Origin of the sequence: Gemmatimonas phototrophica (assembly GCF_000695095.2) — a bacterium.
GTDB lineage: Bacteria > Gemmatimonadota > Gemmatimonadetes > Gemmatimonadales > Gemmatimonadaceae > Gemmatimonas > Gemmatimonas phototrophica.
Genome location: NZ_CP011454.1, coordinates 3946193 through 3969532, shown reverse-complemented (window position 1 = coordinate 3969532; position 23340 = coordinate 3946193). Strand labels below are relative to the sequence as shown.

17 protein-coding genes are annotated in these 23340 nt (G+C 63.7%); 11 read left to right on the top strand and 6 right to left on the bottom strand.

Translation table 11 applies throughout. From position 1 onward, the window contains the following. The first annotated feature begins 2 nt into the window (after positions 1 to 2). The 9 genes from GEMMAAP_RS16745 (at position 3) to GEMMAAP_RS16705 (ending at position 11415) form a co-directional block, all read left to right on the top strand. Positions 3 to 470, top strand: a complete 468-nt coding sequence (locus tag GEMMAAP_RS16745) for a DUF6691 family protein (protein WP_202969157.1) — start codon at positions 3 to 5, stop codon at positions 468 to 470. 82 nt (positions 471 to 552) lie between these two features. Then, positions 553 to 2316, top strand: a complete 1764-nt coding sequence (locus tag GEMMAAP_RS16740) for an alpha/beta hydrolase (RefSeq protein ID WP_053333594.1) — start codon at positions 553 to 555, stop codon at positions 2314 to 2316. Between the two features lie 29 nt (positions 2317 to 2345). Next, the gene (locus tag GEMMAAP_RS16735; RefSeq protein ID WP_158514906.1) at positions 2346 to 3665 is read left to right on the top strand and encodes a metal-dependent hydrolase family protein; all 1320 of its coding nucleotides are present in this window, start codon (positions 2346 to 2348) and stop codon (positions 3663 to 3665) included. A gap of 31 nt (positions 3666 to 3696) precedes the next feature. Further along, positions 3697 to 7053, top strand: a complete 3357-nt coding sequence (locus GEMMAAP_RS16730; protein WP_026848293.1) for an amidohydrolase family protein — start codon at positions 3697 to 3699, stop codon at positions 7051 to 7053. Continuing rightward, a complete protein-coding gene (locus tag GEMMAAP_RS16725) occupies positions 7050 to 7439 on the top strand; it encodes a VOC family protein (protein WP_026848294.1) in 390 nt (129 codons plus the stop codon). The genes GEMMAAP_RS16730 and GEMMAAP_RS16725 overlap by 4 nt, the downstream gene beginning before the upstream one ends. Before the next feature lie 18 nt (positions 7440 to 7457). Further along, the gene (locus GEMMAAP_RS16720) at positions 7458 to 7916 is read left to right on the top strand and encodes a DUF4760 domain-containing protein (RefSeq protein WP_026848295.1); all 459 of its coding nucleotides are present in this window, start codon (positions 7458 to 7460) and stop codon (positions 7914 to 7916) included. A gap of 1 nt (position 7917) precedes the next feature. Continuing rightward, entirely contained in the window at positions 7918 to 8442 is a 525-nt protein-coding gene (locus GEMMAAP_RS16715; RefSeq protein ID WP_043579359.1) for a GNAT family N-acetyltransferase, read from the top strand. Between the two features lie 31 nt (positions 8443 to 8473). Next, positions 8474 to 10849, top strand: a complete 2376-nt coding sequence (gene bla, locus GEMMAAP_RS16710; protein WP_053333595.1) for a subclass B3 metallo-beta-lactamase — start codon at positions 8474 to 8476, stop codon at positions 10847 to 10849. Between the two features lie 80 nt (positions 10850 to 10929). Beyond that, positions 10930 to 11415, top strand: a complete 486-nt coding sequence (locus GEMMAAP_RS16705) for a DUF6174 domain-containing protein (protein WP_026848296.1) — start codon at positions 10930 to 10932, stop codon at positions 11413 to 11415. Between the two features lie 7 nt (positions 11416 to 11422). On the opposite strand, the gene GEMMAAP_RS16700 is transcribed toward GEMMAAP_RS16705, so the two are convergent. From GEMMAAP_RS16700 to GEMMAAP_RS16690, 3 genes are read right to left on the bottom strand one after another with little or no spacing between them, the layout of a single operon-like run. Further along, on the bottom strand, positions 11423 to 12082 hold the full coding sequence (locus GEMMAAP_RS16700; RefSeq protein WP_026848297.1) for a cyclase family protein: 660 nt from the start codon (positions 12080 to 12082) through the stop codon (positions 11423 to 11425). Next, on the bottom strand, positions 12082 to 13500 hold the full coding sequence (locus GEMMAAP_RS16695; RefSeq protein WP_053333596.1) for a M24 family metallopeptidase: 1419 nt from the start codon (positions 13498 to 13500) through the stop codon (positions 12082 to 12084). Before GEMMAAP_RS16695 ends, GEMMAAP_RS16700 begins: the two co-directional genes overlap by 1 nt. Position 13501: 1 nt before the next feature. After that, positions 13502 to 15001, bottom strand: coding sequence for an amidohydrolase (locus GEMMAAP_RS16690; RefSeq protein ID WP_082821423.1), 1500 nt, complete (start codon positions 14999 to 15001; stop codon positions 13502 to 13504). 139 nt (positions 15002 to 15140) lie between these two features. Here GEMMAAP_RS16690 and cysM point away from each other — a divergent pair, with 139 nt between their 5' ends. Further along, positions 15141 to 16064 (top strand): cysteine synthase CysM, encoded by a 924-nt coding sequence (gene cysM / locus GEMMAAP_RS16685; protein ID WP_043579361.1) that lies wholly within the window; start codon positions 15141 to 15143, stop codon positions 16062 to 16064. A gap of 4 nt (positions 16065 to 16068) precedes the next feature. Here cysM and GEMMAAP_RS16680 read toward each other — a convergent pair whose 3' ends face one another. The 3 genes from GEMMAAP_RS16680 to GEMMAAP_RS16670 all read right to left on the bottom strand — a co-directional run bounded on the left by GEMMAAP_RS16680 (position 16069) and on the right by GEMMAAP_RS16670 (position 21833). Further along, positions 16069 to 19911, bottom strand: a complete 3843-nt coding sequence (locus GEMMAAP_RS16680) for an ATP-binding protein (protein ID WP_026848300.1) — start codon at positions 19909 to 19911, stop codon at positions 16069 to 16071. Between the two features lie 132 nt (positions 19912 to 20043). After that, positions 20044 to 21285 carry a methyl-accepting chemotaxis protein gene (locus GEMMAAP_RS16675; protein WP_053333597.1) on the bottom strand — a complete coding sequence of 414 codons (1242 nt, stop codon included), beginning with the start codon at positions 21283 to 21285 and terminating at the stop codon, positions 20044 to 20046. Positions 21286 to 21305: 20 nt separating this feature from the next. Beyond that, the gene (locus GEMMAAP_RS16670) at positions 21306 to 21833 is read right to left on the bottom strand and encodes a PAS domain-containing protein (protein WP_026848302.1); all 528 of its coding nucleotides are present in this window, start codon (positions 21831 to 21833) and stop codon (positions 21306 to 21308) included. A 222-nt stretch (positions 21834 to 22055) separates the two neighbouring features. Here GEMMAAP_RS16670 and GEMMAAP_RS16665 point away from each other — a divergent pair, with 222 nt between their 5' ends. Continuing rightward, positions 22056 to 23294, top strand: coding sequence for a hypothetical protein (locus GEMMAAP_RS16665; protein ID WP_026848303.1), 1239 nt, complete (start codon positions 22056 to 22058; stop codon positions 23292 to 23294). Positions 23295 to 23340: the final 46 nt, after the last annotated feature.

The following is a 23340-nucleotide window of genomic DNA, read 5'->3' as shown; positions in this document are numbered from 1 at the left end:
TCATGGCATCAACGGTCATCCCCACCCTCACACGCGACGGGCAGCGCGTCACGTCGGTCAAGCCCGCTGCGCTGCTGTTGACCGCGCTGGTCGCTGGCGTGCTCTTCGGCTTCGGGCTCGCGCTCTCCACCATGATTCGCCCCGACGTCGTGTTGGGCTTTCTGCGCTTCCAGGACATGGGCCTCATGCTGGTGATGGGCGGCGGGGTGGTGGTATCACTCATTGCCTACCAACTCGCGCCGCGCTTTCTCACCCGCCCCCTGCTTGGTGGCGTGTTCGCCATTCGCGCCGCCGCGCTTGATCGCCCTACTGTTGTCGGCGCCGCCATCTTCGGCATTGGCTGGGGGCTGTGCGGTGTGTGCCCCGGTCCCGCCATCGCGGGCCTCGGCGCCGGCAGCTATGAGCTGGGATGGGCCATTGCCGGTATTGCCCTTGGCGCCTTGCTGCAGGGCATCACCACCAAGCGCTGAGCGATAGGGCACGCAGCAGCAGGTCACTCCACCCGGGCGTATGTTAGGCGGGACACCACCCCCCCTGACTCCGGGAAATGCCATGCTGCCTGCCCGCCCGTTCGCCGTTCGCGCTGCCATCCTAACGCTGGCGCTGCCATTGGGGGCGCCTCTGCTGCCGGCGCAGCCGACCCCCACCCCACCGCGGCCGTCGGTACAGGTGCAGGTCACCTTGCCTACGGGAAAAGCCACGGCGCCGCTGGATGGACGGCTGCTGCTTCTCATCTCCACCGACAGCACCCGCGAGCCACGCTTCCAGATCAGCGATGGCGCCGAATCGCAATTGGTGTTCGGTACCGATGTCGAGCGCTGGCAGCCAGGGAGCGCTCGCATGGTGACCGAACGCGCCGACGCGTATCCCCTCGCCTCGCTGCGTGATCTGCCGCGCGGGCGCTACTGGGTGCAGGCGCTGCTCAATCGCTACGAAACCTTCACGTTGAGCACCGGACACACAGTCAAACTCCCGCCCGACAAAGGCGAAGGACAACAGTGGAGCCGCAAGCCGGGCAATTTGTACAGCACGCCACGCTGGGTCACGCTCGATGCGCGTCAGCGGATGCTGCCAACGGTGGTGCTCGATCAGGAAATCCCGGCCATTGCGCCGCCGCAGGACACGAAGTGGATCAAGCACGTCACCATCCGCAGTGAGCGGCTCTCCAAGTTCTGGGGACGCGACATGTATATCGGGGCCAACGTGCTGCTCCCGGCAGGCTTTGACGAACATGCCGCGGCACGCTATCCGCTGGTGGTCTACCACGGACACTTTCCGGCCACCTTCGAAGGGTTTCGCGAGACACCCCCCGATCCGAATCTCAAGCCGGATTTCTCGGCGCGCTTCAATCTCGCCGGGTACAACCGCATTCAGCAGGAGCTCAACCACCAGTTCTACAAGGACTGGACGGGGCCGAACTTCCCGCGTGTGCTGCTCATGGAAGTGCGTCACCCCACTCCGTACTACGACGATTCGTACGCCGTGAATTCCGCGTCGCAGGGGCCGTGGGGCGACGCCATCATGTACGAACTCATCCCCGAAGTGGAGAAGCGCTTCCGCGGCCTCGGGCAAGGGTGGGCGCGCATCACATACGGCGGCAGCACCGGTGGCTGGGAAGCCATGGCCGTGCAGATGTTCTACCCGGACGAATTCAACGGGGCGTACATTGCGTGCCCCGACCCCATCGACTTCCGCGCCAATACGGTCTTCAATCTGTACGAGGAGACGAACGCGTTCTTCCTCGACAGTCAGTGGAAGCGCACGCCGCGCCCGGCGCATCGCAACGACCTCGGGCAGGTGCAGACCACCATGGAAGAGGCCAATCGACGCGAAGCGGCTTTGGGCAGCAAGGGGCGCAGTGGTGATCAGTGGGACATCTGGCAGGCCACCTATTCACCCATGGGCGCCGATGGCTATCCCAAGCCCATCTGGGACAAGAAGACCGGCGTGATCGATAAGGAAGTCGCTGCGTACTGGCGCGAGCACTTCGATCTGTCGTATATCCTGCGCCGCGACTGGGCCACACTGGGCCCCAAGGTGCACGACAAGTTGAACATCTATGTCGGAGACATGGACAATTACTATCTCAACAATGCCGTGTATCTCGTGGAGGACTTCCTGAAGGGCACCAGCACGCCCAAGTGGAGTGGCGAGATCACCTACGGGGATCGCGCCGAGCATTGCTGGAACGGTGATGCCACGCGAAGCAACGCGTATTCGCGGCTGCGCTATCACCAGATGTATATCCCGCGCATTCTCGACCGCATGCGCGCGCGGGCGCCGCGTGGTGCGGATACGCTGAGCTGGCGCTACTGATGGTCCGCGCGCGTGTTCGATCAGGGCGCGTGGCAACAGGCATCGCGGCGGGCGTACTGACGATGCTGTCCAGCGCCCCGCGCCCTGCGGCCGCACAATCCGCCGCGCAGACGCCCGCGGCTTCCACGGTCATTGTGCTGCGCGCATCGCGACTCATCGATGGCACTGGTGGAGCGGTGCTGTCGCCGGCCATGGTGCGCATCGAGCGCGAGCGCATCACCGCTGTCGGTACGTCGCTGCCGGTTCCCTCTGGTGCCCAGCTCATCGACCTCGGCAATGCGACGTTGCTCCCCGGACTGATTGATCTGCATACCCATCTCACGGGTGATGAGCGGGTGCACTGGGAGGACGGGCTGCTCAAGACGACGCCGGCTTACGATGCGCTGTGGGGCGCCCGCAATGCCCGCATTACCCTGCTGGCGGGGTTCACCACCTGTCGCGACATGGGGCCCACCTGGCCCTTTGTGGATGTGGCATTGCGCAACGCCATCGACGAAGGGCTTGTCGTGGGCCCACGATTGCTGGTCGCCGGCAATTATGTGTCGTCTACGGGCGGTGCGGGCGATGCCAGGCAGTTCAGTCCGTACGTGGAGGTCCCCATGGTGCGTAATCTCGCCGATGGGCCGGACGAAGTGACGAAGGCCGTGCGCACCAACCTCAAGCAGGGGGCCAATCACATCAAGATTCTCGCCACCGGCGCGGTCCTGTCCAAGGGGATCAGTCCGGGGGCCCAGCAGTATTCGGATGCCGAGATTCAGGCGGCGGTGACCGAGGCCCGTCGATGGGGGCGCCCAGCGGCGGCGCACGCCCATGGGGCCGATGGCATCAAGGCCGCCATACGCGCCGGCGTTCGGACGGTGGACCATGGATCCTATCTCGACGACGAAGCGATTGCACTGCTCAAGGCGACCAACCGAGCCACGTTCTACGTGCCCACGTTGTATACATCGGCCGCGATTGATCGACCTGACAGCCCCGTGCCCGAGAGCGAACGGGTGCGGTCACGTCAGGTCAGTGCCATCAAGGATGCCGGCTTTCGTCGCGCGCTGGCGGCGGGGATACCCATTGGTTTTGGCACCGACGCCATGGTCATCCCCCACGGACAGAACGCCCGCGAGTTTGGCGAGCGGGTGCGGCTTGGGGAATCTCCAATGGCGGCCATCGTCTCGGCCACCGCGCTCAACGCCGAGATTCTCGGGTTGCAGGACCAGCTTGGTACGCTGCGCCCGGGGAAGCTGGCTGATCTGATTGCTGTCCCCGGCGATCCACTGGCGGACATCACCGCGCTTGAGCGCGTACGCTTTGTCATGAAGGGTGGCGTGATTCACCGCCACGATGCGTCTCACTGATTGCTGGCCATCCCCCTCCACTCCCCTCTCCATGTCCACTCGATTGGCCTCGACCACGTTGCGCATCGTCGTGACGTCAACACTGGTGATAGGCAGCGCCCCCGTCCTCGTGGCGCAGGCGCCCGCCACTGAGCCACGCTGGGATGTCACGCAGGCGCGTGGCACGACGCGAGATATCGACTTCACCACCAGTGAGGGGACGTGGATGTCGGTGGACATCTCCGCCGATGGGAGCTGGCTGGTGTTCGACTTGCTCGGTCATGTGTATCGCATGCCGAGTACTGGTGGTGCAGCCACAGTGCTCACGCAGAACACTGGCGTCGCACTCAACATGCAGCCCCGTATTTCGCCCGACGGCAAAACGATTGCGTTTATCACCGATCGCCGCGGGCAGTACAATCTCTGGGTGATGAACGCCGACGGCAGCAACCCGCGCCCGGTGTTCACGGATCTCAACGCAACGGCCTTCGAGCCCGCGTGGACCCCGGATGGGCGATTCATCGTGGTGCGCAAAGGCGGGCGCGGTGGTGGAGAGGGGGCGGCGCCGGCGGGCGGATTGTGGATGTACCACAAGGATGGGGGGTCGGGTGTGCCGTTGGTGGCGGCCGGTACGGGCGGCGTGAATGGCGCTCCGTCGTGGCCGAGCGTGTCACCGGATGGGAAGCACCTGTATTACCACGTCTCCATGCCCGTGGAACCTCGCGAGCCGGTGGGCGGGGCGCAGCAGCTGCGGCGCTTCACCTTCGCCAATGGTGAGATCGTGGACATCACCAACGGCGAAACCGGCGATGCCGCCGCGTCGCGCTTTTCGAGCGGGGGCGGGGCCGCACCGGAGATCTCTCCCGATGGGCGATGGTTGGCGTTTGCCCGGCACATTCCCGACGGGACGCTGGAATTCAAGGGGCATCAGTTCGGACCGCGCACCTCGTTGTGGCTGCGCGACCTCAAAACGGGGGCCGAACGATTGCTGATGGATCCCATTGAGCCCATGGCGGCGAGCGGTTCGAAAACGCTGGGGGTGCTGCCGCGCTACAAATGGGCGGCCGATGGCAAGAGCCTGGTGCTGATGCAGGGGGGCAAGGTGCGTCGGGTGGATGTGGCGACGCGCGCCGTGAGCACCATTCCCTTCACGGCGACGGTGCATCGCACCATCTCGCAGATGGCGCGCAAGGAATTCCGCCTCAGCGATGATCCTGTGCAGGCGAAGTTCTTCCGATGGTCTTCCAGCAGCCCCGACGGGAAGCGCCTGGCGTTTCAGGCGCTGGGTCGCGTCCATGTGCAGGACGGTGTCGCGGGAACGCCGCGCCGTCTCACGCCGGCCGCCTTTGGTCCGCTGGAGTTTGCGCCGTCATGGAGCCCCGACGGGCGGTTCATCACGTTTGTCACCTGGGATGACAGCGCGCGCGGACACGTGTGGAAGGTGCCGTCGGTGGGTGGTACGCCGCAGCGGTTGTCGCGCGATCCCGGTGACTACACCGACCCCGTGTGGAGCGCCGACGGGCGGTTCGTCATTGTGGCGCGCGGCGAAGGCGCCACGGCCCGCGGCCGCACCATGACGCACAACGTGTGGTACGACATCACGCGCTTTGACGCCGTGGCAGCGGGCGGAGACACTGGTGTGGTGCTCGCCACCATCAATCGCCCATCGGGCACGTCCGTGGGGGGCGAAGCACGTCGCCAGCTGCCACGACCGTCGGTGGGCCCAGAGGGGCGCATCTTCTGGCCGGAGCAACGTACGGGCGTGCGTGGTACCACGCTCCGCAGTGTGGCATCCAACGGCACCGATCTGCGCGATCATGTGGTGCTCCCCAATGCCGATGAAATCTTGCCCTCTCCCGATGGCGCGTGGCTGGCCTTCCAGGAAGGGGACAACGTGTACGTCACGCCCATGGTGTGGGGCGGCGTGGGGAGCGCGATTCCGCGCATTGAGAAGCGACGCGGGCAGATTCCGGTCACGTCGCTCACCCGCGATGGCGGGTTATTCCCACGCTGGCGCACGGGAACCATGCTCGAATACGCGAGCGGTGCGTTGCACTTCGTGCATGACGTGACCACCGGAAAAACCGATACGCTGACCATGCGTCTGTCGGCGCCGCGTGCCGTCCCCACGGGGTCGGTGGCATTGACCAACGCGCGCATCATCACCATGGACAATCGTCAGGTGATTGAGAACGGAACCGTGGTCGTCACGGGCAGCCGCATCACCTGTGTGGGAACATGCAGCACAACCGGTGTGGATCGCGTGGTGAACGCGACCGGAAAGACCATCATGCCGGGGCTGGTGGATATGCACTCCCACCACTACCGCGAGTGGCGTGGCATGCGTCCGCGGCACGACTTCGAGCAGGCCATCTATCTTGCGTATGGTGTGACCACCACGATGGATGTGTCGATGTACAGCCAGAACATGTTTCCCACCGCCGAACTGGTTGAGGTGGGCGAGATCATTGGTCCCCGCGGCTTCAGTACGGGGGACAACATCACGGCTGGCGACGGCGCGCGCGCGAACGAAATCAACAATCCGCGGGATGCACTCGCGGCCGTGACCAAAATGGTGTCGTGGGGGGCCACCGCCATCAAGCAATACGCACAACCGCGGCGCGATCAACGCCAATGGATGGCCGACGCGGCTCGCACGGTGGGCGCCAACCTCACCTCCGAAGGCGGGTTCTTCTTCGAGAACCTTGGCTTCATCATGGACGGCCAGACCGGATGGGAGCATGCCTTCAGCGAGCTCCCCCTGTACAGCGATGGCGCGAAGTTTCTTGGTAAAGCTGGTGCCACGTATTCACCAACGCTCGTGGTTGCCGGTCCGGGGCCCTGGAGCATTGAGTACTGGTTCCAGGAGTCGGATGTCTGGAAGGATGCCAAGCAGCGGAAATGGTTCCCGTGGCGGGCGCTGGTGCCGCACACGCGCACCCGTATCCTGCGTCCCGCCACCGACTACTCTTTCCCCTTTATCGCGCAGGCCATGGCCGACATCATCGCCGAAGGGGGCTGGGGTGCGCTGGGCAGTCACGGCGAGCATCATGGTCTGGCCCCGCATTGGGAGCTGTGGATGGGCGCCTCAGCGCTCGGAAATCACGGCGCACTGGAAGTGGCCACCATGCACGGCGCTCGATTCCTTGGCGCCGACAAGGATCTGGGAAGCCTGAGCGTGGGCAAGGTCGCCGATCTGCTTGTGCTCAACGGCAACCCACTCGAGAACATTCGGAGCACGGCCGACGCGCAACTGGTGATGAAGGGCGGTATGCTCTATGATGCCATGTCCCTCGATCAGATCTGGCCGAAAGCCGTGCCGTTTGGACCAACGTACTGGGTGAACGACGACATGCTGCAGCAGAATCGCAAAAAAGTTGAGCACCACGACAAGAAGGATCCTCGATGAACAATGGTGCCGTCATCTTCGCGGCCAACGTGGACCGTGTCGCGCGATTCTACGAAGTGATCCTCACCATGTCCCCGGTGTATGTCGAGCCGGGGCTGCGGGTCATCGCCTCAGATCGTACCGAACTGGTCATTCATGGGGTGCCGCCTCAGGTGCTGGCGCCGGCGGCGTCGGGGGCGGCTCCTGAGCCGCGGGAAGACACGGCCATCAAGCCATTCTTCGTGGTCGGGAGTTTGGCCAAGGCCCGAGACATGGCCCCTCTGCTGGGAGGGTTCGTCTTTCCCCCCGAGCGGGAGTTCACCTCCCGGCGGTTCCGCGCCTGCAACGCCTGCGATCCGGAAGGCAACGTGGTACAGTTCCGTGAACTCCTTGTGTCCGCCATCTGACCTCTGTCCATCAGCACTGTGCCTCCCAAGAAGAAACATCCGGATCATCACGACGCCGACCTGGCGATCAAGCTCTACGACCTGCGCCGTGAAGCGGTCATGCGCGAATCACGGACCGCGGTAGTCGCCCGGTTTCTCCCTGCCAGTTGGGACGACGTGCTGGCAGTCACCAAGCCGGAGCATCCACTCAATGCGGCGTTCCGTCAGTGCTCCACCTACTGGGAAATGGTCTACTCCATGGCCCGCCACGGCGTAATGCATGGGGAGTTCATGATGGAAAGCAGTGGCGAAGGGCTATTGCTGTTCACGCGCATCGAACCGTGGCTGGACCAGTATCGCCAGCACATCGGCAATCCGTTGGCGTTTCGCAACGCCGAATGGGTGGCCAAAGAGACCGACCTGGGGCGACTGATCGCCGAACGGTTCCGCAAGCGCGTGCAGGCCCATCTCGCAGCGGCCAAGGCAGCGCAGGGATGATATGAGCATCGTCGACGGAGTCGTGATCACCACGGCACGATTACGGCTCCGTCGCTTCACGTACGAAGATGCGCCATTTCTCGTCGCGTTGCTGAATGACCCCGCCTTCCTGCTGCACATCGGGGACCGTGGTGTGCGGACGGAAGCCGACGCCCGCCAGTATCTCGATTTCGGTCCGTTGGCCTCCTACGAGGCAAACAACTTCGGACTGTGGTGCGTGGAACATCGCGATGGCGGCGTACCCATTGGCACCTGTGGGCTGCTCAAGCGCCCAACGCTGGACGACGTGGACGTGGGGTATGCCCTCGTCCCCGAGGCCCGGGGCGCGGGATATGCCCGTGAGGCCGTCGCCGGTGTATTGCAGTATGCCCGCGAGACGCTGCAGCTGCCTCGCGTCGTTGCCATTGTGGCACCGGGAAATGTGGCATCCATTCGCGTGGTCGAATCATTGGGGTACCGCGCCGATGCGCTGGTGACCTCAGCGCCTGGCCTCGATCCCGTAATGCTGTATCAGCCGAGTCTGTAAGCACACTTCATTCCCGAGCGAGTTTATGAGGATGCTCCTGTTGTTTGCGTTGCTGCTCCCCGCCGGTGCTGCGGCGCAGGATCGCGATGTGGTGCCCCCCACGCCGAATTGCGCCTCGTGTGCCGAATGGAACACGCCACATGAACCGCTCAAGCTGTTCGGGAATACGTACTACGTCGGGACCAACGGACTCGCGGCCCTGCTGGTCACCTCCCCAGATGGCCATGTGCTGCTGGATGGCGCACTGCCGGAGTCGGCGCCGCTGATTCGCCGCAACATCGAGGCCCTCGGCTTCAAGTTGAGCGATGTGAAGCTCATCGTGAACTCACACGCGCACAACGATCATGCCGGTGGTATTGCCATGCTGGCCCGCCTCAGCGGCGCCACCGTGGCCGCCAGTGCGCCCAGCGCCCGCTGGCTCATGGCGGGGGCGGCGCTCGAGGATGATCCGCAGTTCGGCTTGAACGCCCCGTTCCCAGCTGTCCCGCGCGTACGGGTGCTGCGCGACGGCGAAGTGGTGCAAGTGGGACGGCTGGCGCTCACGGCGCATTTCACCGGAGGTCACACGCCCGGTGGTACGTCGTGGAGCTGGCGCTCTTGCGACGGTAGCACGTGCGTCGATGTCGTGTACGCGGACAGTCAGACGCCGATTTCGGCGAACGGCTTTCGGTACACGGACAGTCGCACCTACTCCACCGGTGTGCAGGATTTCCGTAAGGCGCATGCGTTGTTTGAGACGATGCCCTGTGACCTGCTGGTGATGCCGCATCCCGGGGCCGCGCAGCTGTGGGAACGGGTGGCCAAGGGCACGCTTATTGACGCGCAGGGGTGCAAGCGATTGGCCGTCAGTTCTCGAGTGGCGTTGGAGAATCGCCTGGCGACCGAGGCGGCCGCACCCGCGCCTCCAGCGCCCCCAGCCACCGAATGGTGGCGCCATGTGCAAGTGCTGGCGCACGATTCGCTCAAGGGACGCGACACAGGGTCGCCCGGTCACGAAAGTGCGGCCCGGTATATCGCGCAGCAGTTCGCGGCGGCTGGTTTGACACCATCGGGAACGGACGGCTGGTTTCAGCGCATCCCGTTTGTTGAAGTCACGCTTGATCAGCCTCGGGTGCAGCTGGCGCTGCGCACGCCCACTGGGAGTACGCCGTTGGTGCTCGGTCGTGATCTTCGGCTTACGCCGCGCCCGGCCACCGGCAACGTTGATGCGCCCCTGGTATTTGCTGGCTACGGACTCTCCTTGCCGCAGGCCGGCGTGGACGATCTGAACGGGCTCGACCTCCGGGGCAAGATCGTGGTGCACATGGCGGGAGTGCCAAACGGTCTGTCGCCGGCCCTGCAGGCGCACGGCTCCCGCAATCGCTGGGCGGCCATGCGTGACGCCGGCGCCGTCGGCATCATTGCCATTGGCAGTGCCGGCGTGTGGGGCAACGGCGCCGGCGCCACGTCGAGTCTTTCGCTTGCCGACAGCCTGTTGGATGATGCCCGTGGCCAACGGGTGGGCGGTACCATCAATCCCGCACTGATTCCGCGGCTCTTTGCGGGCAGTGCATTGGTGTGGGACAGTGTGGCCGCCCGGGCCAGTCGTGGCGATCCACTGCCCACGGGTGCCTTGACCACGTCGCTGCAGGCCACGCTGCCAACCCACCGGCGTACGCTCACGTCACCCAATGTGGTCGGGATCATTCCCGGCACCGATCCGGCGCTGCGCCACGAGGTGGTGGTGTATTCGGCGCACAGCGATCACGTGGGCACCTTCAAGGGCCCGGTGCTCACCGGTGACAGCATCTTCAACGGCGCCATGGATAACGCGTCCGGGGCTGCCACACTCATGGAAACCGCCCGGCTCGTTGCGCAGCGCGGTGGCAACAAGCGGACGCTGGCGTTTGTCGCCGTGACGGCCGAGGAAAAGGGGTTGCTGGGGTCGCGTTGGTTCGCCGCGCATCCGTCGCTCGGCACCAGCACCATCGTGGCCAATCTCAACACCGACATGTTTCTGCCGCTCATCCCGCTCAAGGGCGTCTTCGCATACGGGTACGAGGAATCGGATCTGGCCGACGATCTCGACGCCGTGGTGAGAGAGCGGGGGATTGCCGTACTCCCCGACCCGGAGCCGCAGGAAAACCGGTTTGTGCGCAGCGATCAGTACAGCTTTATTCGGCGCGGCATACCGGCGCTGGCGTTCAAGGTCGGATATACACCGGGTACGCCCGAAGCCACGATCTGGCAGGCGTGGGTTCGCGACCACTATCACAAGCTCTCGGACGACACTACGCAGCCGGTCAACTTCGAGACGGCGGCCCGCTTCAACGCCATGTACGCCGATTTGGCGTTACGGGTGGCCAATCGCGCGACGCGTCCATCGTGGCGTGCGAAGAGCTTCTTCGCTGTCCCGTTGGTGCCGTGACGGCAACTGGGGTGGGCGGGTATGGCATGTGATGGATCGTCCACCAATGCCAGCCAGCCCTCTCGCACCAGGAAATCGCCATGATCAAAGCCGTTCCGCTGGTTTTCGCCCTGTTGCTGCTGGGGGGATGCGAACAGATGACGGACCCCCTCTCTCCACGCGAGGTACGCGAGCTGGCTCTTGCACGGGCCAAATGGAACGGCAGCTCGATCCGGAATGAGTATCAGTTTGAGGTGCGTCAATCCTGCTTCTGCCCGCCGGAGGTGACCGAGTGGCACACCGTGACGGTACGCAACGGTGCCGTTGTGTCGGTGAAGAACGCCGCGGGAACGGTGCTGCCCAGCAACCGCTGGAGTTGGTACCGTACGGTAGACCAACTGTTTGAGCAGTTGATCAGAACGGGGGAGTCGGAACTCGAGGACATCACCGTGCAGTTTGACGCGGAGTTCGGCTATCCGGTGGAGATGAACTTCCTCTACTCGTCGCGCATTGCCGATGCCGGCGGCGCAACGTACGCGCGAAAATTGCAAGGGCTGTCGTTCTCGGCGAGCGCTTCGCTGCCCTGAGGCACCCCTACCCGATTTTCGCGAACGCGCGCACCGGAAACGTGCCAACGCCCACAAGCTTGGGGGGCACCGCCGTGAACGTGAACCCCTCACGCGGGAGCACCGACAGATTCGTCAGGTGTTCGGCAATGAGAATCTCCTCGCGCAGCAAGACCGAATGCACCGGTCGCGTGGTGCCGTCGGTATTGTCGATGTTCATGGAATCGATCCCCACCAGCACGGCCCCGGCATCGCGCAGCCAACAGGCGGCCTGCTCCGTGAGATAGGGATGCCCTTCGAAATACTGGTCGGTTTGCCAATGCGCACTCCATCCGGTGTGCACCAGCACCGCCTTGCCGCGCACCGCCAGCCCTGCAAACAGCTCGGCACCAATGGCCCGCCCCGTGCGCGCGGTGGCGTCCACCACCAGCGCCGGCTGATCCACGAACCGCTCCAGCGCCATGGATGCCGTGTCTTTCCCGTCGGCATAGCGATGAAATGGACAATCGATGTACGTGCCGGTGTTGGTAATCAGCTCGACGCGGCCGATGTGAAATTCAGTGCCATCGGCGTACAATGCCCGTGAGGCCTCGCGGCTGAGATAGTCGCAGATCACGGGCGCGGGAAGGCCCTTGTAATACACCTTCCCGCTTTCAATGTGATGACTGAGATCGACGTAGTGCGACATCAGCGAATGAGATAGAACTGCTCTTGCCGCGGTCGGAAAAAGGTGAAGCCGCTCTCGGTCAGATGCGCATCATCTTCGAACATCACAAAGACCTTCTTGCCACCCCACTCCGGAACAGGCGTGGCGGTGTTGAGCTCAATGCTGATGTACGAGCCATTGCGCAGGCGCGAGTTCTGCGCCGTGGTGTCGCTGCGCAGCGCACTCCGAAAATCGATGGATGCCCCCAGTCCGTGCCCCTGCGCACCAATGGGGTGCGAATAGATCATGGCCTCAATCCCACGCTGCTTCATCTCGGCCATCGTGGCGTTGAACACCGAGCCCCCGGTAGCCCCCGGACGGGAGTGACGCTTCATGAGCGCGTCCTGCAGTGTGTTCGAGTTGGCCATGGCCTGCTTCAGTCCGGCAGGGACCTCCTTCTCGCCGGTCTTGAGGACGTACGCCATCTTCTGCCAGTCAGTATCAAAGCCCATGTAGCTGATCCCGAAATCAATGTGCACGACATCGCCGCGCTCAATGACCGTCCCCTCCGGCGCGACGGCTAAAAAGCCCCGTGAGGTGGCCACGTCGCCGCTGGCCCGCTGCACCCGCAGGTCTGGCTGGAACCACGTGCGCACGCCGGCAGCCCACAGCATGTCAAAGAGGGCCCGGCGTACATCACCCACCGTGGTCTTGCCCGGCGTGATGATCTCGTTGGACAGTGCGCGCTTCACAATGGCTTCGGTCACGCTCACCGCCGTCCGGTAGTGCTCCATCTCTTCAGGAATGCGCGTGTCCAGATACTCCTGCACGAGTTCGCCGGCACTCACAAACGTCTTCTCTGCATCCGGGCCCAGTGTTTCCGCCAGGAAGCGGTAGCTGTCATAGCCCAGCGAGCGGGTCTGTCCGCGCGTGCCGCGGATCCCCAGTCCCACCGTGGCGGGTTTGAACTTGGCGTACAGATCACGGAGCGTAGCCGCCGGTGGGCGGGGCTCGGTAAACGGCGCGTCAAAGAATCGGGCCAGATTCTCTTCGGTATAGCCGGTAATGGCGTACTTCTTCAGCCCTTCGCTCCCCGCGTCGATGAACACGAAGAAATCCCGGTTCCCCGTGTAGGGGCGCGGCGGCGCCACATACTGCGAGAGCGGATCATCGTGGAACTCTTCGTTCACCACGACCCACATCCCAATGCCATGCTTGCGCATCATGGGCAACAGCATCTCATGACGCTTGCTGAGCCACTGCTCGCGAATCGCAATCTGCTGTGAAAAGGGGAGCAAGGCATCCGCTTCCGGAACGCGCATCGACGCGCGTGAGGAGGCGGGGCGTGTGGTTTTCACCGTGGCGCGTTGACGTACGTCCTGCGCGCTCGCGTGAGAAGTGACCAGGATCAGCGCCGCGCCAACACTGGCCGATCGGAACAACATGCGAAGTGCGTTCATGTCAGTTGGAGGTGCCTTTGCGGTAATCGAGTTGCGGCTTCTGGTTGCCGATGAGCGTTTCATACTTGAAGTTCGGGCCGCGCTTGGCGTCGAATTCCTTCTTCGCCTCGGCCAGCGTGGCCGGCGAGACAAACAGATCAGCGGCCGTGAGCGCCATGGTCTTGGCTGCCACCATCATGCCCTTTGTGCCAAGGCTCATGCCGCCCGCCGCTACGGCCTGCCACGAGTGCGCGGTCGTGCCGGGGACCCAAGTGGCCGTCCCCAATTGTACGGTCGGGACCACCCAGCTCACATCGCCCACATCGGTGGAGGCAGAGCCGGCCTGGCCAATCACGAGCGGCTTGATCTTCTGGGTGGCCTCGAGCGCCACCGGGACGAACGTTTCACTCTTCTGCAGCTTCTCGGCAAAGACACGCTCCTCCGGACTCATGGTGTAGCCCCCCACACGTTCCAGCGCGCGCTGTTCCACACGGAGCAGCGTTTCGTTGGGGAGGAGTGAGTACACCGAGCCAATGAGTTGCAGGTCGTACGTCGTGCCGGTCCCAATGGCGGCCCCCTTGGCGGCGTTCACCACGCGGCTCCAGACGTCCTTCACCACGTTCATGTCCACGTGGCGCACGTAGTAGTACACCTCCGCTTCATCGGGCACGACGTTGGGCGCCTTGCCGCCATTCGTCACCACGTAGTGAATGCGCGTGGCGTCGGGCACATGTTCGCGCAGAAAGTTGGTCATGACGTTCATGACTTCCACACCGTCGAGCGCCGACCGGCCCCGCTCCGGCGCACCGGCGGCATGCGACGAAATGCCGTGAAAGCGGAACTTGCCGGTGATGTTGGCCATGGTACGCTCGCCGGTGGCCGCGTTTTCATCCCCCGGATGCCACGCAATCACGGCGTCCACGTCATTGAAAACGCCGTCACGCACCATGTACACCTTCCCGGACCCGCCTTCTTCGGCGGGGGTCCCGATCATGCGCAGCGTGCCTTTCACGTGATTGGCAATCATCCACTGCTTGATGGAGATGGCCGCGGCCGTGCTGGCGGTCCCAAAGAGATGGTGCCCGCACCCATGCCCGGGGGCTCCTGGCTTGATGGGCCGGCGTTCCGGCACGGCCTCCTGAGACAGCCCCGGCAGGGCATCAAACTCGCCCAGAATGGCGATGACGGGTTTGCCACTGCCGTATTCTGCCACAAAGGCGGTGGGCTCACCGGCAATTCCGGAGGTGATCACAAAGCCGGCACTCCGCAGTTCGGACTGGAGGAGCGCTGAACTTTTCTCTTCCATATAGCCCACTTCGGCAAAGCCCCAGATCTGCTTGGCAATGGCCGCGTACTTCTCGGTGGCGGCATCCAGTCCGGTAAGCATCGGTGCCGTGTTGGCCGCCGGCTTGGGGAGCGCCGCCTGGGCGCCCAGCGTTGCGGCCAGCGGCGTGGCTGTCCACAAGAGGGAAAGCGCCACCGCACGCACAGCGGGCGTGCAGCGGGCAGGGGAGCGGGTCATCGAGCAATCCTCGGCGAAAGGGGCTGGGCGGCGAACGACGGCGCCACCACGCGTATACTACTGACGGATAGTCCCCGGTGGGCGCTGAGACGGTCGAGTGGCGCCCCGTTCGCCTTGGTCCATCGGCTATTTTTGAAGCATGACCTACGCTCCCGGACAGCCCTTTCCCACGATTGACCGGACAATCGGCAATACGCCATTAGTGCGCTTGCAGCGGTTGCCCGGCCCCACCATCGAGGCGCGCGGGGTCACCCTGCTCGGCAAGCTCGAGGGGAACAACCCGGGAGGGTCGGTCAAGGATCGTCCGGTGTTGTCCATGATCCGGGGAGCTGAAGCACGTGGTGAGATTCGGCCCGGCGACCGCCTGATCGAAGCGACCAGCGGCAACACCGGTATTGCCATGGCCATGATTGCCGCCATGACCGGGTATCGCATGACGCTCATCATGCCGGATAACCTGAGCGCCGAACGGCGCGCCAGCATGAAGGCGTACGGGGCCGAACTCATCTTGACGCCGGCCGCGGCCGGTGGCATGGAGTACGCTCGCGATGTTGCGATGCAAATGCAGGCACAAGGTGAAGGGCGTGTGCTGGACCAGTTTGGCAATCCGGACAATCCGCGCGCGCATTATGAAACCACCGGTCCGGAAATCTGGCGCGATACGCGCGGGACAATTACCCACTTCGTGAGTGCCATGGGGACCACGGGGACCATCATGGGCGTCTCGCGCTATCTGCGGCAGGTGCAGCCGAACATCACCATCGTGGGGGCGCAGCCCGCTGACGGTTCGCAGATTGCCGGGATCCGCAAATGGTCAGCAGCATACCAGCCCACCATTTATGAGCCGGCCCGGGTGGACAGGGTGGAGTTGGTCTCGCAGGTAGATGCGGAGCAGATGGCGCGTCGGTTGGCGGCCGAGGAGGGCATTTTCTGTGGCCCATCGGCGGCGGGGGCGTGCGTGATTGCGCTGCGTCTGGCGGCCGAACTGGAGCACGCAACAATCGTCTTCATCGTGTGCGATCGTGGTGACCGCTACCTCAGCACCGGCATCTTCCCGGGATGAGTGCTCAAGCGCGCTGCTCGAGGATGGTGTGGATAAGTCCCACCAGCTCGTCGGTGCTGAAGGGCTTGTCAATACGCCACAGCTTGGGGACCTGTTCAAGAGTGGACTGATCCGTGCTCAGTCCGTACCCGGACGCAATGATCACCGGAATACTGTTGCCGGCGGAGCGGAGTCGCGAAACGAACTCCCACCCGGTCATGACGGGCATGGTCTGATCAGTAATGACCAAGGCAAACGCAGGCGACGTAGCGATCCGCGCCAGCGCTTCCTCGCCATGTCCTGCGGTATCGACCACAAATCCACGACGGGTCAACACGCGAGCCACGGACGTGCGCACCGCCTCTTCGTCATCCACAACGAGGATCCGGGCAGGGTCGCCCACAGCAGCATATACCGGAGCGGCCACGGTGCTTGCCGACAGTGTTGTTCGCGATGCAGGGAGTCGGATATCCACCCGCGTACCTTCGCCAACATGTGAGTGCACGTGCACCGTTCCGCCGTGGCTCTGGACAATGCCGTACAGCACGCTGAGGCCAAGCCCGGTGCCCTCACCAACGGCTTTGGTCGTAAAAAATGGCTCAAACATCCGAGAGCGCACATCGTCAGGAATGCCAACGCCGGTGTCCTGGACGCTCATCTGCAATGGACGTTCCGCGTCCTCAACCCATGCAGCCGAAATACGCAGCGTACCACCAAGGGTCGCTCGCATGGCATGTTCAGCGTTTGAGCCGAGGTTGAGCAGCACTTGCTGCAGCTGTGTTTCGTCGCCGTGCACTACCGCATCAGTTGCGGTGTTGTCGATCACCAATCGGACTGTGGTGGGGACCGTAGCCCGCAGCAGTGATTCCGTTTCCTCTAGAAGCGTCTTCACCATCACGGGCACCTGCTGCGGGGTCGCGTGGCGACTGAACGTCAGAATTTGTCGCACGACTTCCCGGGCGCGGGTACTGGCCAACAAGAGCTGCTGCAGTGCCTGACCAGAGTCACTCGACGGAGAGACGTCGTTCGCCACCAGTTCGGCGTTGGTGTGAATGACCGTGAGCAGATTGTTGAAGTCGTGGGCAACGCCGCCCGCCAGGGTGCCCACTGATTCGAGACGCTGCGTAGTGCGCAGCTGTACTTCAAGGGCCTCACGCTCGCGCTCGAGCCGTTGTTGTTCACGAAGGTCGTGTACCTCGAGATGCTCGATCACCTGTTCCGGCAGCACAATGCGTGTACGGTGCAGTTCCACCGGCATGTGAAGGGTGTCGCCGTATGTCAGGACGCCATCCCAGACCGCACTCACCGATGTCGTGTGCAGATGTGAAGCCAGCCCCGGCAACAGCGATTCCGCATCGGCGCCAGCCAAAGTGTCCGCCGACACTCCCAGCATTGTCCCAAGGGCGGCGTTCGCCTGACGGATCCGCCCTTCCGTCAGCAGGAGTTGCGGCGCCGTCCCTCCCTCGAAGAGGCGGCGGAAACGGAGTTCGCTTGCGGCAAGCCGTTGTTCATTTTCCTCAAGGACACGCGCCCGCTCCCTCGTGGCGGCAAGCCGCGCCCGCTCCCAAACAATGGCTGATCCCACCGTTCCGAACAGTGCCAGCAGCAGGAAGGCCGGCCGACGCCACCATGGCAACAACACGGTGAAGGTTCGTGTGGCCACGAGGGATCGGCGCCCGTCGTAATCATGGACCTGTACAGCGACAACATGTTGACCGGGAGTGAGGCTGGTCAGACGAATCGAATTGCGCTCAATCCAATCCGTCGTGTGCAGGGCCTCACCATCAAGCTCGAAACGAAAGCGCAATTCGTCATCACGATGGTTGGTGGTGGCGAATGCCTCCAGATCCAGAAACGTGGTCGTGGCGGCGAGCGACGCCCCATCGGCGATGCGCTGATCCGGACCGCGGGTGATGCTGAGCTCGGGAGTTTCTGGTAGTGCGATGGGGATCGGCAGCACTGACAGATCAACAAATCCCATCCCGAGGGAGGTCCCCACCCAGAGGCGACCGTCCCGGTCCACCGGTCCCAATGCGAAAATGTTCGACGCCGGTAAGCCATCGGCCGCCGTAAAGGTCCGCACGATACGCAGCCCGTCCTTGTACGATGGTCCAGGTTGAACCACGACCACTCCGCGCGAGGTTCCGAGAGCCACCAGATCCCCGGCCAAGATCGTGATACCGGTGATTTCATTACTCGGCAGCCCGGGGAGCGTCGAATCGGCAAAGACGCGCCACTGGGGAGGCCCCCCACAGGTCCGATGCAGCGCAATCCCCTCGGTCATTCCCACCAACAGGGCACACTCGCCGCTGGCCAAGCGGAGGGACGCAGCCGTGAGCACAGATCCCGCGAGTGGCAGTGTGCTGCCTGCCAAGGACGTCCAGCGTCCCCGTGCATATTCAACTACCCGGTCTTGACGCACAGCCAACAGCCGCTTCGGCGTGGTCGTACGGTCTTCGATCAGGACTCGAGTCGCAGTCGGAAAACCGACCCACGGCAGCAACCGTCCGCCGCCGTCCGTGTACCAGCCTTGGTCCAAGCCATAGGCCACAACCCGCGCCCCCATCTCCGGGATCTGCAGCTGCTGGACATCCCGGATGCCGGAACCCACGGGGGTCGTCAATACCCGGGTACCGCCGCCAGGTTCGAATCGATCAATGAGGTGGTCGGTGGCCACATACAGAGGCAGGACAGGGCCGCCGGGGGCGAGGCTCAGGCGGACTGGCCCATTCACTTCAATGAACGGCTGAACGGTAGGGCGGCGCTCCAACAAATCGGGAAAACGTACCGCGCCAATACCCATGTGCCACGTCCAAAATGATCCGTCGGAGGCGCTTTGTGATACGGCGGTGACCGGGCGACTATCCAGCGGAGTTGGCAGCAGCGCCCGGCCGGCAATACCGACCCGGAATCGCAGCAAGAGGCCACTGCGGAATCCTGCGTAGACGACGGGGCGATCCAAACCGTGCGTAAATGCCTGCAGTACCTGCACCCGTGACCCGCGCGCCGGCACATCCAGGGCACGCCAGTGCTGATCGTCGAGACTCCGGTACAGCTCCCCACTGAACGTCCCAATCCACGTTTCGAGCCGGTCGCCCACCATCACTCGGAGGGCACGTGATGCGTTAACCCGCGGACCAACGGCCCGCCAGCGTGCCCCCACGAGTACAAACGCACCGCTGGGCGTAGACGCGATCGCAATGGCTGAGTCACCTGGAGGCGCCATCGCGATGTGTTCAATACGCAGGTCGTTCAAGCCGTCGGCTACCGTGAAGCGCTTCCACTCGCCTGCACGCCAGCGTGCCACACCGCCGCCCCGGGTGCCCACCCATAACTCATCCGTCCCGTTGACGGACCGTGTGGCCACCATCGCGTCAGCCCGCTCCATGGTGGGGGGCAGTGGCAGGGAGGCGAACTGTCCAGACGCACGCAGTACGTAGGGCCCGGTGCTGGTGCCCACGATGACCTGTTCGGACGGCTCGTCGAATGGCATCGACAGCGCCGAGAAAATGGTGCCCCGCTCTTCGCCCACGGGGGCGTGAGTGATGAACGCGGATTTCCGTTGGATGTGAACACTGAACACGTCCGCAAACACACGGTCGCCGTTCCGCTGATCGTACACCACCCGCACCGTAGGTCGCAGGCGCTCTGGGATAGCGGGAAATTTCACAAAGGCGCCGCCGACATATCGACTCGCGCCATCGGACGTTCCCGCCAGCAGCTGGCCGTCGTTGCCCGTGGACAACCAATACAACGGACCGTCCGGCAACCCTTCGCGGCGGCCAAGCAAGGTGTACGCCGCATCATCAATCTGAAGGGGACGCACCTGCTGCCCGGGCACTGGCGCGCTCAGTACAGCGCTGAGCACCAGTGCGACTGGCAACCATCTCGCTCGGCCTGCGCCGCGCCGAGGCCGCCGACTACCAGTTATGCAGGTGCTCATCTGCAGAAGCTAACTCTGCCGTGGCAACTCGCCAGCCATTTGACACGCACTGCAATGTCACGTCGCTTGGGACGTTCCGCTCCTCACGCCCGCCAGGAACCGCGCCACTTCCTGTTGCAACAGCTCGGCCATACGGGACAGTTCACCGGACGCCTGCGACAGGTGCCCTGCGGCGGTACTCGTATCGGCCGCCGACTGTGACACGGCCGATATACTGACCGTCACCTCGCGCGTGCCGGTCGCCGCCTCGTGGATGTTGCGCGTGATGTCGTCGGTGGCCAGGCGCTGACTCTGCACAGACTCGTTGACCGACGACGACACATCGTGCATACGGCTGATGGCGCCACCAATCGATTCAATGGCCTCGACCGCATCGTTGGTGGCCTTCTGAATGTCGTGGACCTGTTTCTCGATCTCGCCCGTGGCATCGCCGGTGCGCGTCGCCAGCGTCTTCACTTCGCTGGCGACGACGGCAAAACCGCGCCCGTATTCGCCCGCGCGTGCCGCCTCAATGTTGGCGTTGAGCGCCAACAGGCGCGTCTGACTCGCGATATCGGTAATCAGCTTTACCACACGAGAGATCTGCCCCGACGCCTGCGCCAGGCCCGTGACCACGGCACCCGCATGTCGCGCGGCCATCACTGCTTCGCCAGCCACGTCGAGCCCCTGACGGGACTGTCCCTCAATATGGCTCACGGTTGCCGCAATCTCTTCACTGGCGGCTGCTACGGCATCCATGCTGCGGCTGGTCTCTTCCGCCGCCGCCGCTACGATGGTAGAACGGGTCGTGGTGTGATCCGCCGTGCCCAGGAGTGATTCCGCGGTGGCCCGTGCTTCGGTGGCAGCCGCAGCAACATTATCCACCACCACCTTGATCGCCGCTTCAAACTCATCGGCCAGCCGCAGGCGTGAGATCTCCGCGTTCTTGAGCTGCTGTGTCTTGGCGGACATCTGATCGGTGGCTTCGTTGATCAACCGCGCCGCGCCACGGTAGGTACCGGGCAATCCGCGTTCCAGCACGCGCCGCCAGTACTGTTCGCGGCTGGCGTGTTGCAGCGACGCCCGCGCCTCCCGCACAAAGGCGTCCGTCAAGTCCAGCAGTCGATTGATCCCGCTGGATAATCCACCCAGAGGGCCATCGCGCGGGATCCCCAGCACTCGGGGTTCCAGATCGCCTTCCGCGGTACGCTCGCAGACGTCAACGATCCGCGCGATGCCGTCGTGCAGCGCCGCCAACTCGGCGCGCAGCGCATCCCGCTCCGCGGTGACAGTGGCCAACGTGTCGAGTTCGATGATCATAGTGCCCATGGCGCGCGTCCTCAGAGAGTCCAGACCCACTCGTGATATGACATGCCCGCCTGTGCGAGGACGCCTTCCAGCATCGCGGTTGACGCCACGAGTCCATCTTTTCGGTCACTATGGCGGCGTTCAGCCGCGCGGAGCGCATCGTACAGCGGAATCACTTTGGCCAGTGCACTCTTCTCGGGGACACGGCGATTGGAGTGATACCCCACGATTTTCCCTTCGCGATCATAGGACGGGGTGACATGGGCCAGCACCCAGTAGTGATCCCCATTGCGCGCCATGTTGTTCACATAGGCGAACAGTTCGCGCCCTGACTCAACGGTGTCCCAGAGCAGTTTGAAAACGGCCCGCGGCATCTCCGGATGACGGATGACGGCGTGCGGCTGGCCGATCAGCTCGTGCTCCTCGTACCCTGACACCCGGACGAAGATGTCGTTGGCATAGGTGATGTGCCCTTTGAGATCGGTTTTGGAGACAATGATCTCTTCAAGCGCAAACGGGCGTTCGATGCCGGTCGGCGTCGCGCGTGTGGCGGCGGACATGGTGGAGTTCGAAGAAAGGGACCTGCCGCGCTCAACGTCGGGCGCACCGGATACTGGTATCGTCCACTCCGCTTGTGACTTCATCAGGCATTCCCCGACGGAATTCCCAGTTCGTGGTGCGAATCGCGGAGCGTGGGGGCAACCAGTAGTTTCAGCAGCACCTGACTCTGCATCGCCACTGCGGAGCCCAAACACACTTCATCGCTTCTCCTCACCTTGCCCATGACTACCGCGCGCGTGTTCACCGTAATACTCACGCTGGCCGGTGTATTGGCAGGGGCGCCAGCAGCAGGACAGGTGCCGCTTCGTCAAACCGAAGCGGACGCCTACACCCGCTATGAATTGCTGGCGCCGGGCAGCGGCAAGTTTCGCATCCTGTACGACGTCACCGCCACCACCGCCGGGGCGCGCTACTATTTCAATCCGATTCGCACCGGCAGCATCGCCACCGACGAACGCGTCGTCGATCGGGCGTCAGGACAGCCACTGGTCTTTGATGTGGTAGGCGGAAGTGTGGCCCGGGCCGGCGGTGTGCGTGTAAGTGACACGTCACAACAGTACATCCGCGTCACGTTGGCTCGTCCGGTGCCGGACAGTGGGGGCGAAGCCCGCGTACGTATCGACAAAACGTATGAGGATCACAAGAGCTACTTCGTTCGTGGTGATACCATCGTGTTTGATCGGCCGCTGGGTATCAAGCGTAATGCCATTGTGTTGCCAGTCGGGTATGAACTGCTGTCGTGCAACTATCCCTCGCAACTGTTGCAGGAGGCCGACAGACGTCTGACCGTGAGCTTCTGGAACATCACGCCTGCGGAAGCTCCCCTGGTGCTGCGTGCGCTGCCATCGTCAGCCATGCAGCGTACCGCGGCGCCCCTGCCCGCTCCCCTGGTGTCACGGCTGCAGGAACGGGCGGTGCAAAACCGGGAGATCGTGTACTTCCTCCAGCAGCCGGAAACGCACGCGTTTGATCTGTATCACGACTACACCGAAGATCGGGAGGGCGTTGATCACTATATCAACGTCGTTCGCGCCGGCAGCACCGTCAGCAATCCGTCAGCGCGCAATCTGGATACCGGTGAGCGACTGGCATTCGACATCCTCAAGGGCAGCGCCATAACCGCGGCCCGACTGAACGTTTCCGACGTGACCGCCACCACGGAGGCGGTTGTCTTCCGGTTTCCGCCCGTGCGGCCGGGCTCCAGTGTACGACTCCGGATGTCAGAGACATACACCGACGCCGCCCGCTACCGCCTTGACGGCGAACTGCTCGTGTGGGATCGCGTTTTTGGCCGTCCAGCCAATGCGGTTGTGCTTCCCGCCGGATGGATACTCACCAACAGCAGCATCCCGGCGACACTCACCACGCTTCCGGACGGCCGTACCCGGCTGGATTTCGTGAATCCTCGGCCGGATGAAATCGCCGTTCTCCTGACGGCGCGTCGTCGCCAGGCAAAATAGTGCGTGCGTCCATCGTCAATCCGGGGGTCTTCTGGAACCGCTGGCC

Excerpts from the sequence above, each read along its gene's own strand:
- GEMMAAP_RS16745 (WP_202969157.1), top strand. The coding sequence starts at position 3 with ATGGCATCAACGGTCATCCCCACCCTCACACGCGACGGGCAGCGCGTC.
- GEMMAAP_RS16740 (WP_053333594.1), top strand. The coding sequence starts at position 553 with ATGCTGCCTGCCCGCCCGTTCGCCGTTCGCGCTGCCATCCTAACGCTG.
- GEMMAAP_RS16730 (WP_026848293.1), top strand. The coding sequence starts at position 3,697 with ATGTCCACTCGATTGGCCTCGACCACGTTGCGCATCGTCGTGACGTCA.
- GEMMAAP_RS16725 (WP_026848294.1), top strand. The coding sequence starts at position 7,050 with ATGAACAATGGTGCCGTCATCTTCGCGGCCAACGTGGACCGTGTCGCG.
- GEMMAAP_RS16715 (WP_043579359.1), top strand. The coding sequence starts at position 7,918 with ATGAGCATCGTCGACGGAGTCGTGATCACCACGGCACGATTACGGCTC.
- bla (WP_053333595.1), top strand. The coding sequence starts at position 8,474 with ATGCTCCTGTTGTTTGCGTTGCTGCTCCCCGCCGGTGCTGCGGCGCAG.
- GEMMAAP_RS16705 (WP_026848296.1), top strand. The coding sequence starts at position 10,930 with ATGATCAAAGCCGTTCCGCTGGTTTTCGCCCTGTTGCTGCTGGGGGGA.
- GEMMAAP_RS16700 (WP_026848297.1), bottom strand. The coding sequence starts at position 12,082 with ATGTCGCACTACGTCGATCTCAGTCATCACATTGAAAGCGGGAAGGTG.
- GEMMAAP_RS16695 (WP_053333596.1), bottom strand. The coding sequence starts at position 13,500 with ATGAACGCACTTCGCATGTTGTTCCGATCGGCCAGTGTTGGCGCGGCG.
- GEMMAAP_RS16690 (WP_082821423.1), bottom strand. The coding sequence starts at position 15,001 with ATGACCCGCTCCCCTGCCCGCTGCACGCCCGCTGTGCGTGCGGTGGCG.
- cysM (WP_043579361.1), top strand. The coding sequence starts at position 15,141 with ATGACCTACGCTCCCGGACAGCCCTTTCCCACGATTGACCGGACAATC.
- GEMMAAP_RS16675 (WP_053333597.1), bottom strand. The coding sequence starts at position 21,285 with ATGATCATCGAACTCGACACGTTGGCCACTGTCACCGCGGAGCGGGAT.
- GEMMAAP_RS16670 (WP_026848302.1), bottom strand. The coding sequence starts at position 21,833 with ATGTCCGCCGCCACACGCGCGACGCCGACCGGCATCGAACGCCCGTTT.
- GEMMAAP_RS16665 (WP_026848303.1), top strand. The coding sequence starts at position 22,056 with ATGACTACCGCGCGCGTGTTCACCGTAATACTCACGCTGGCCGGTGTA.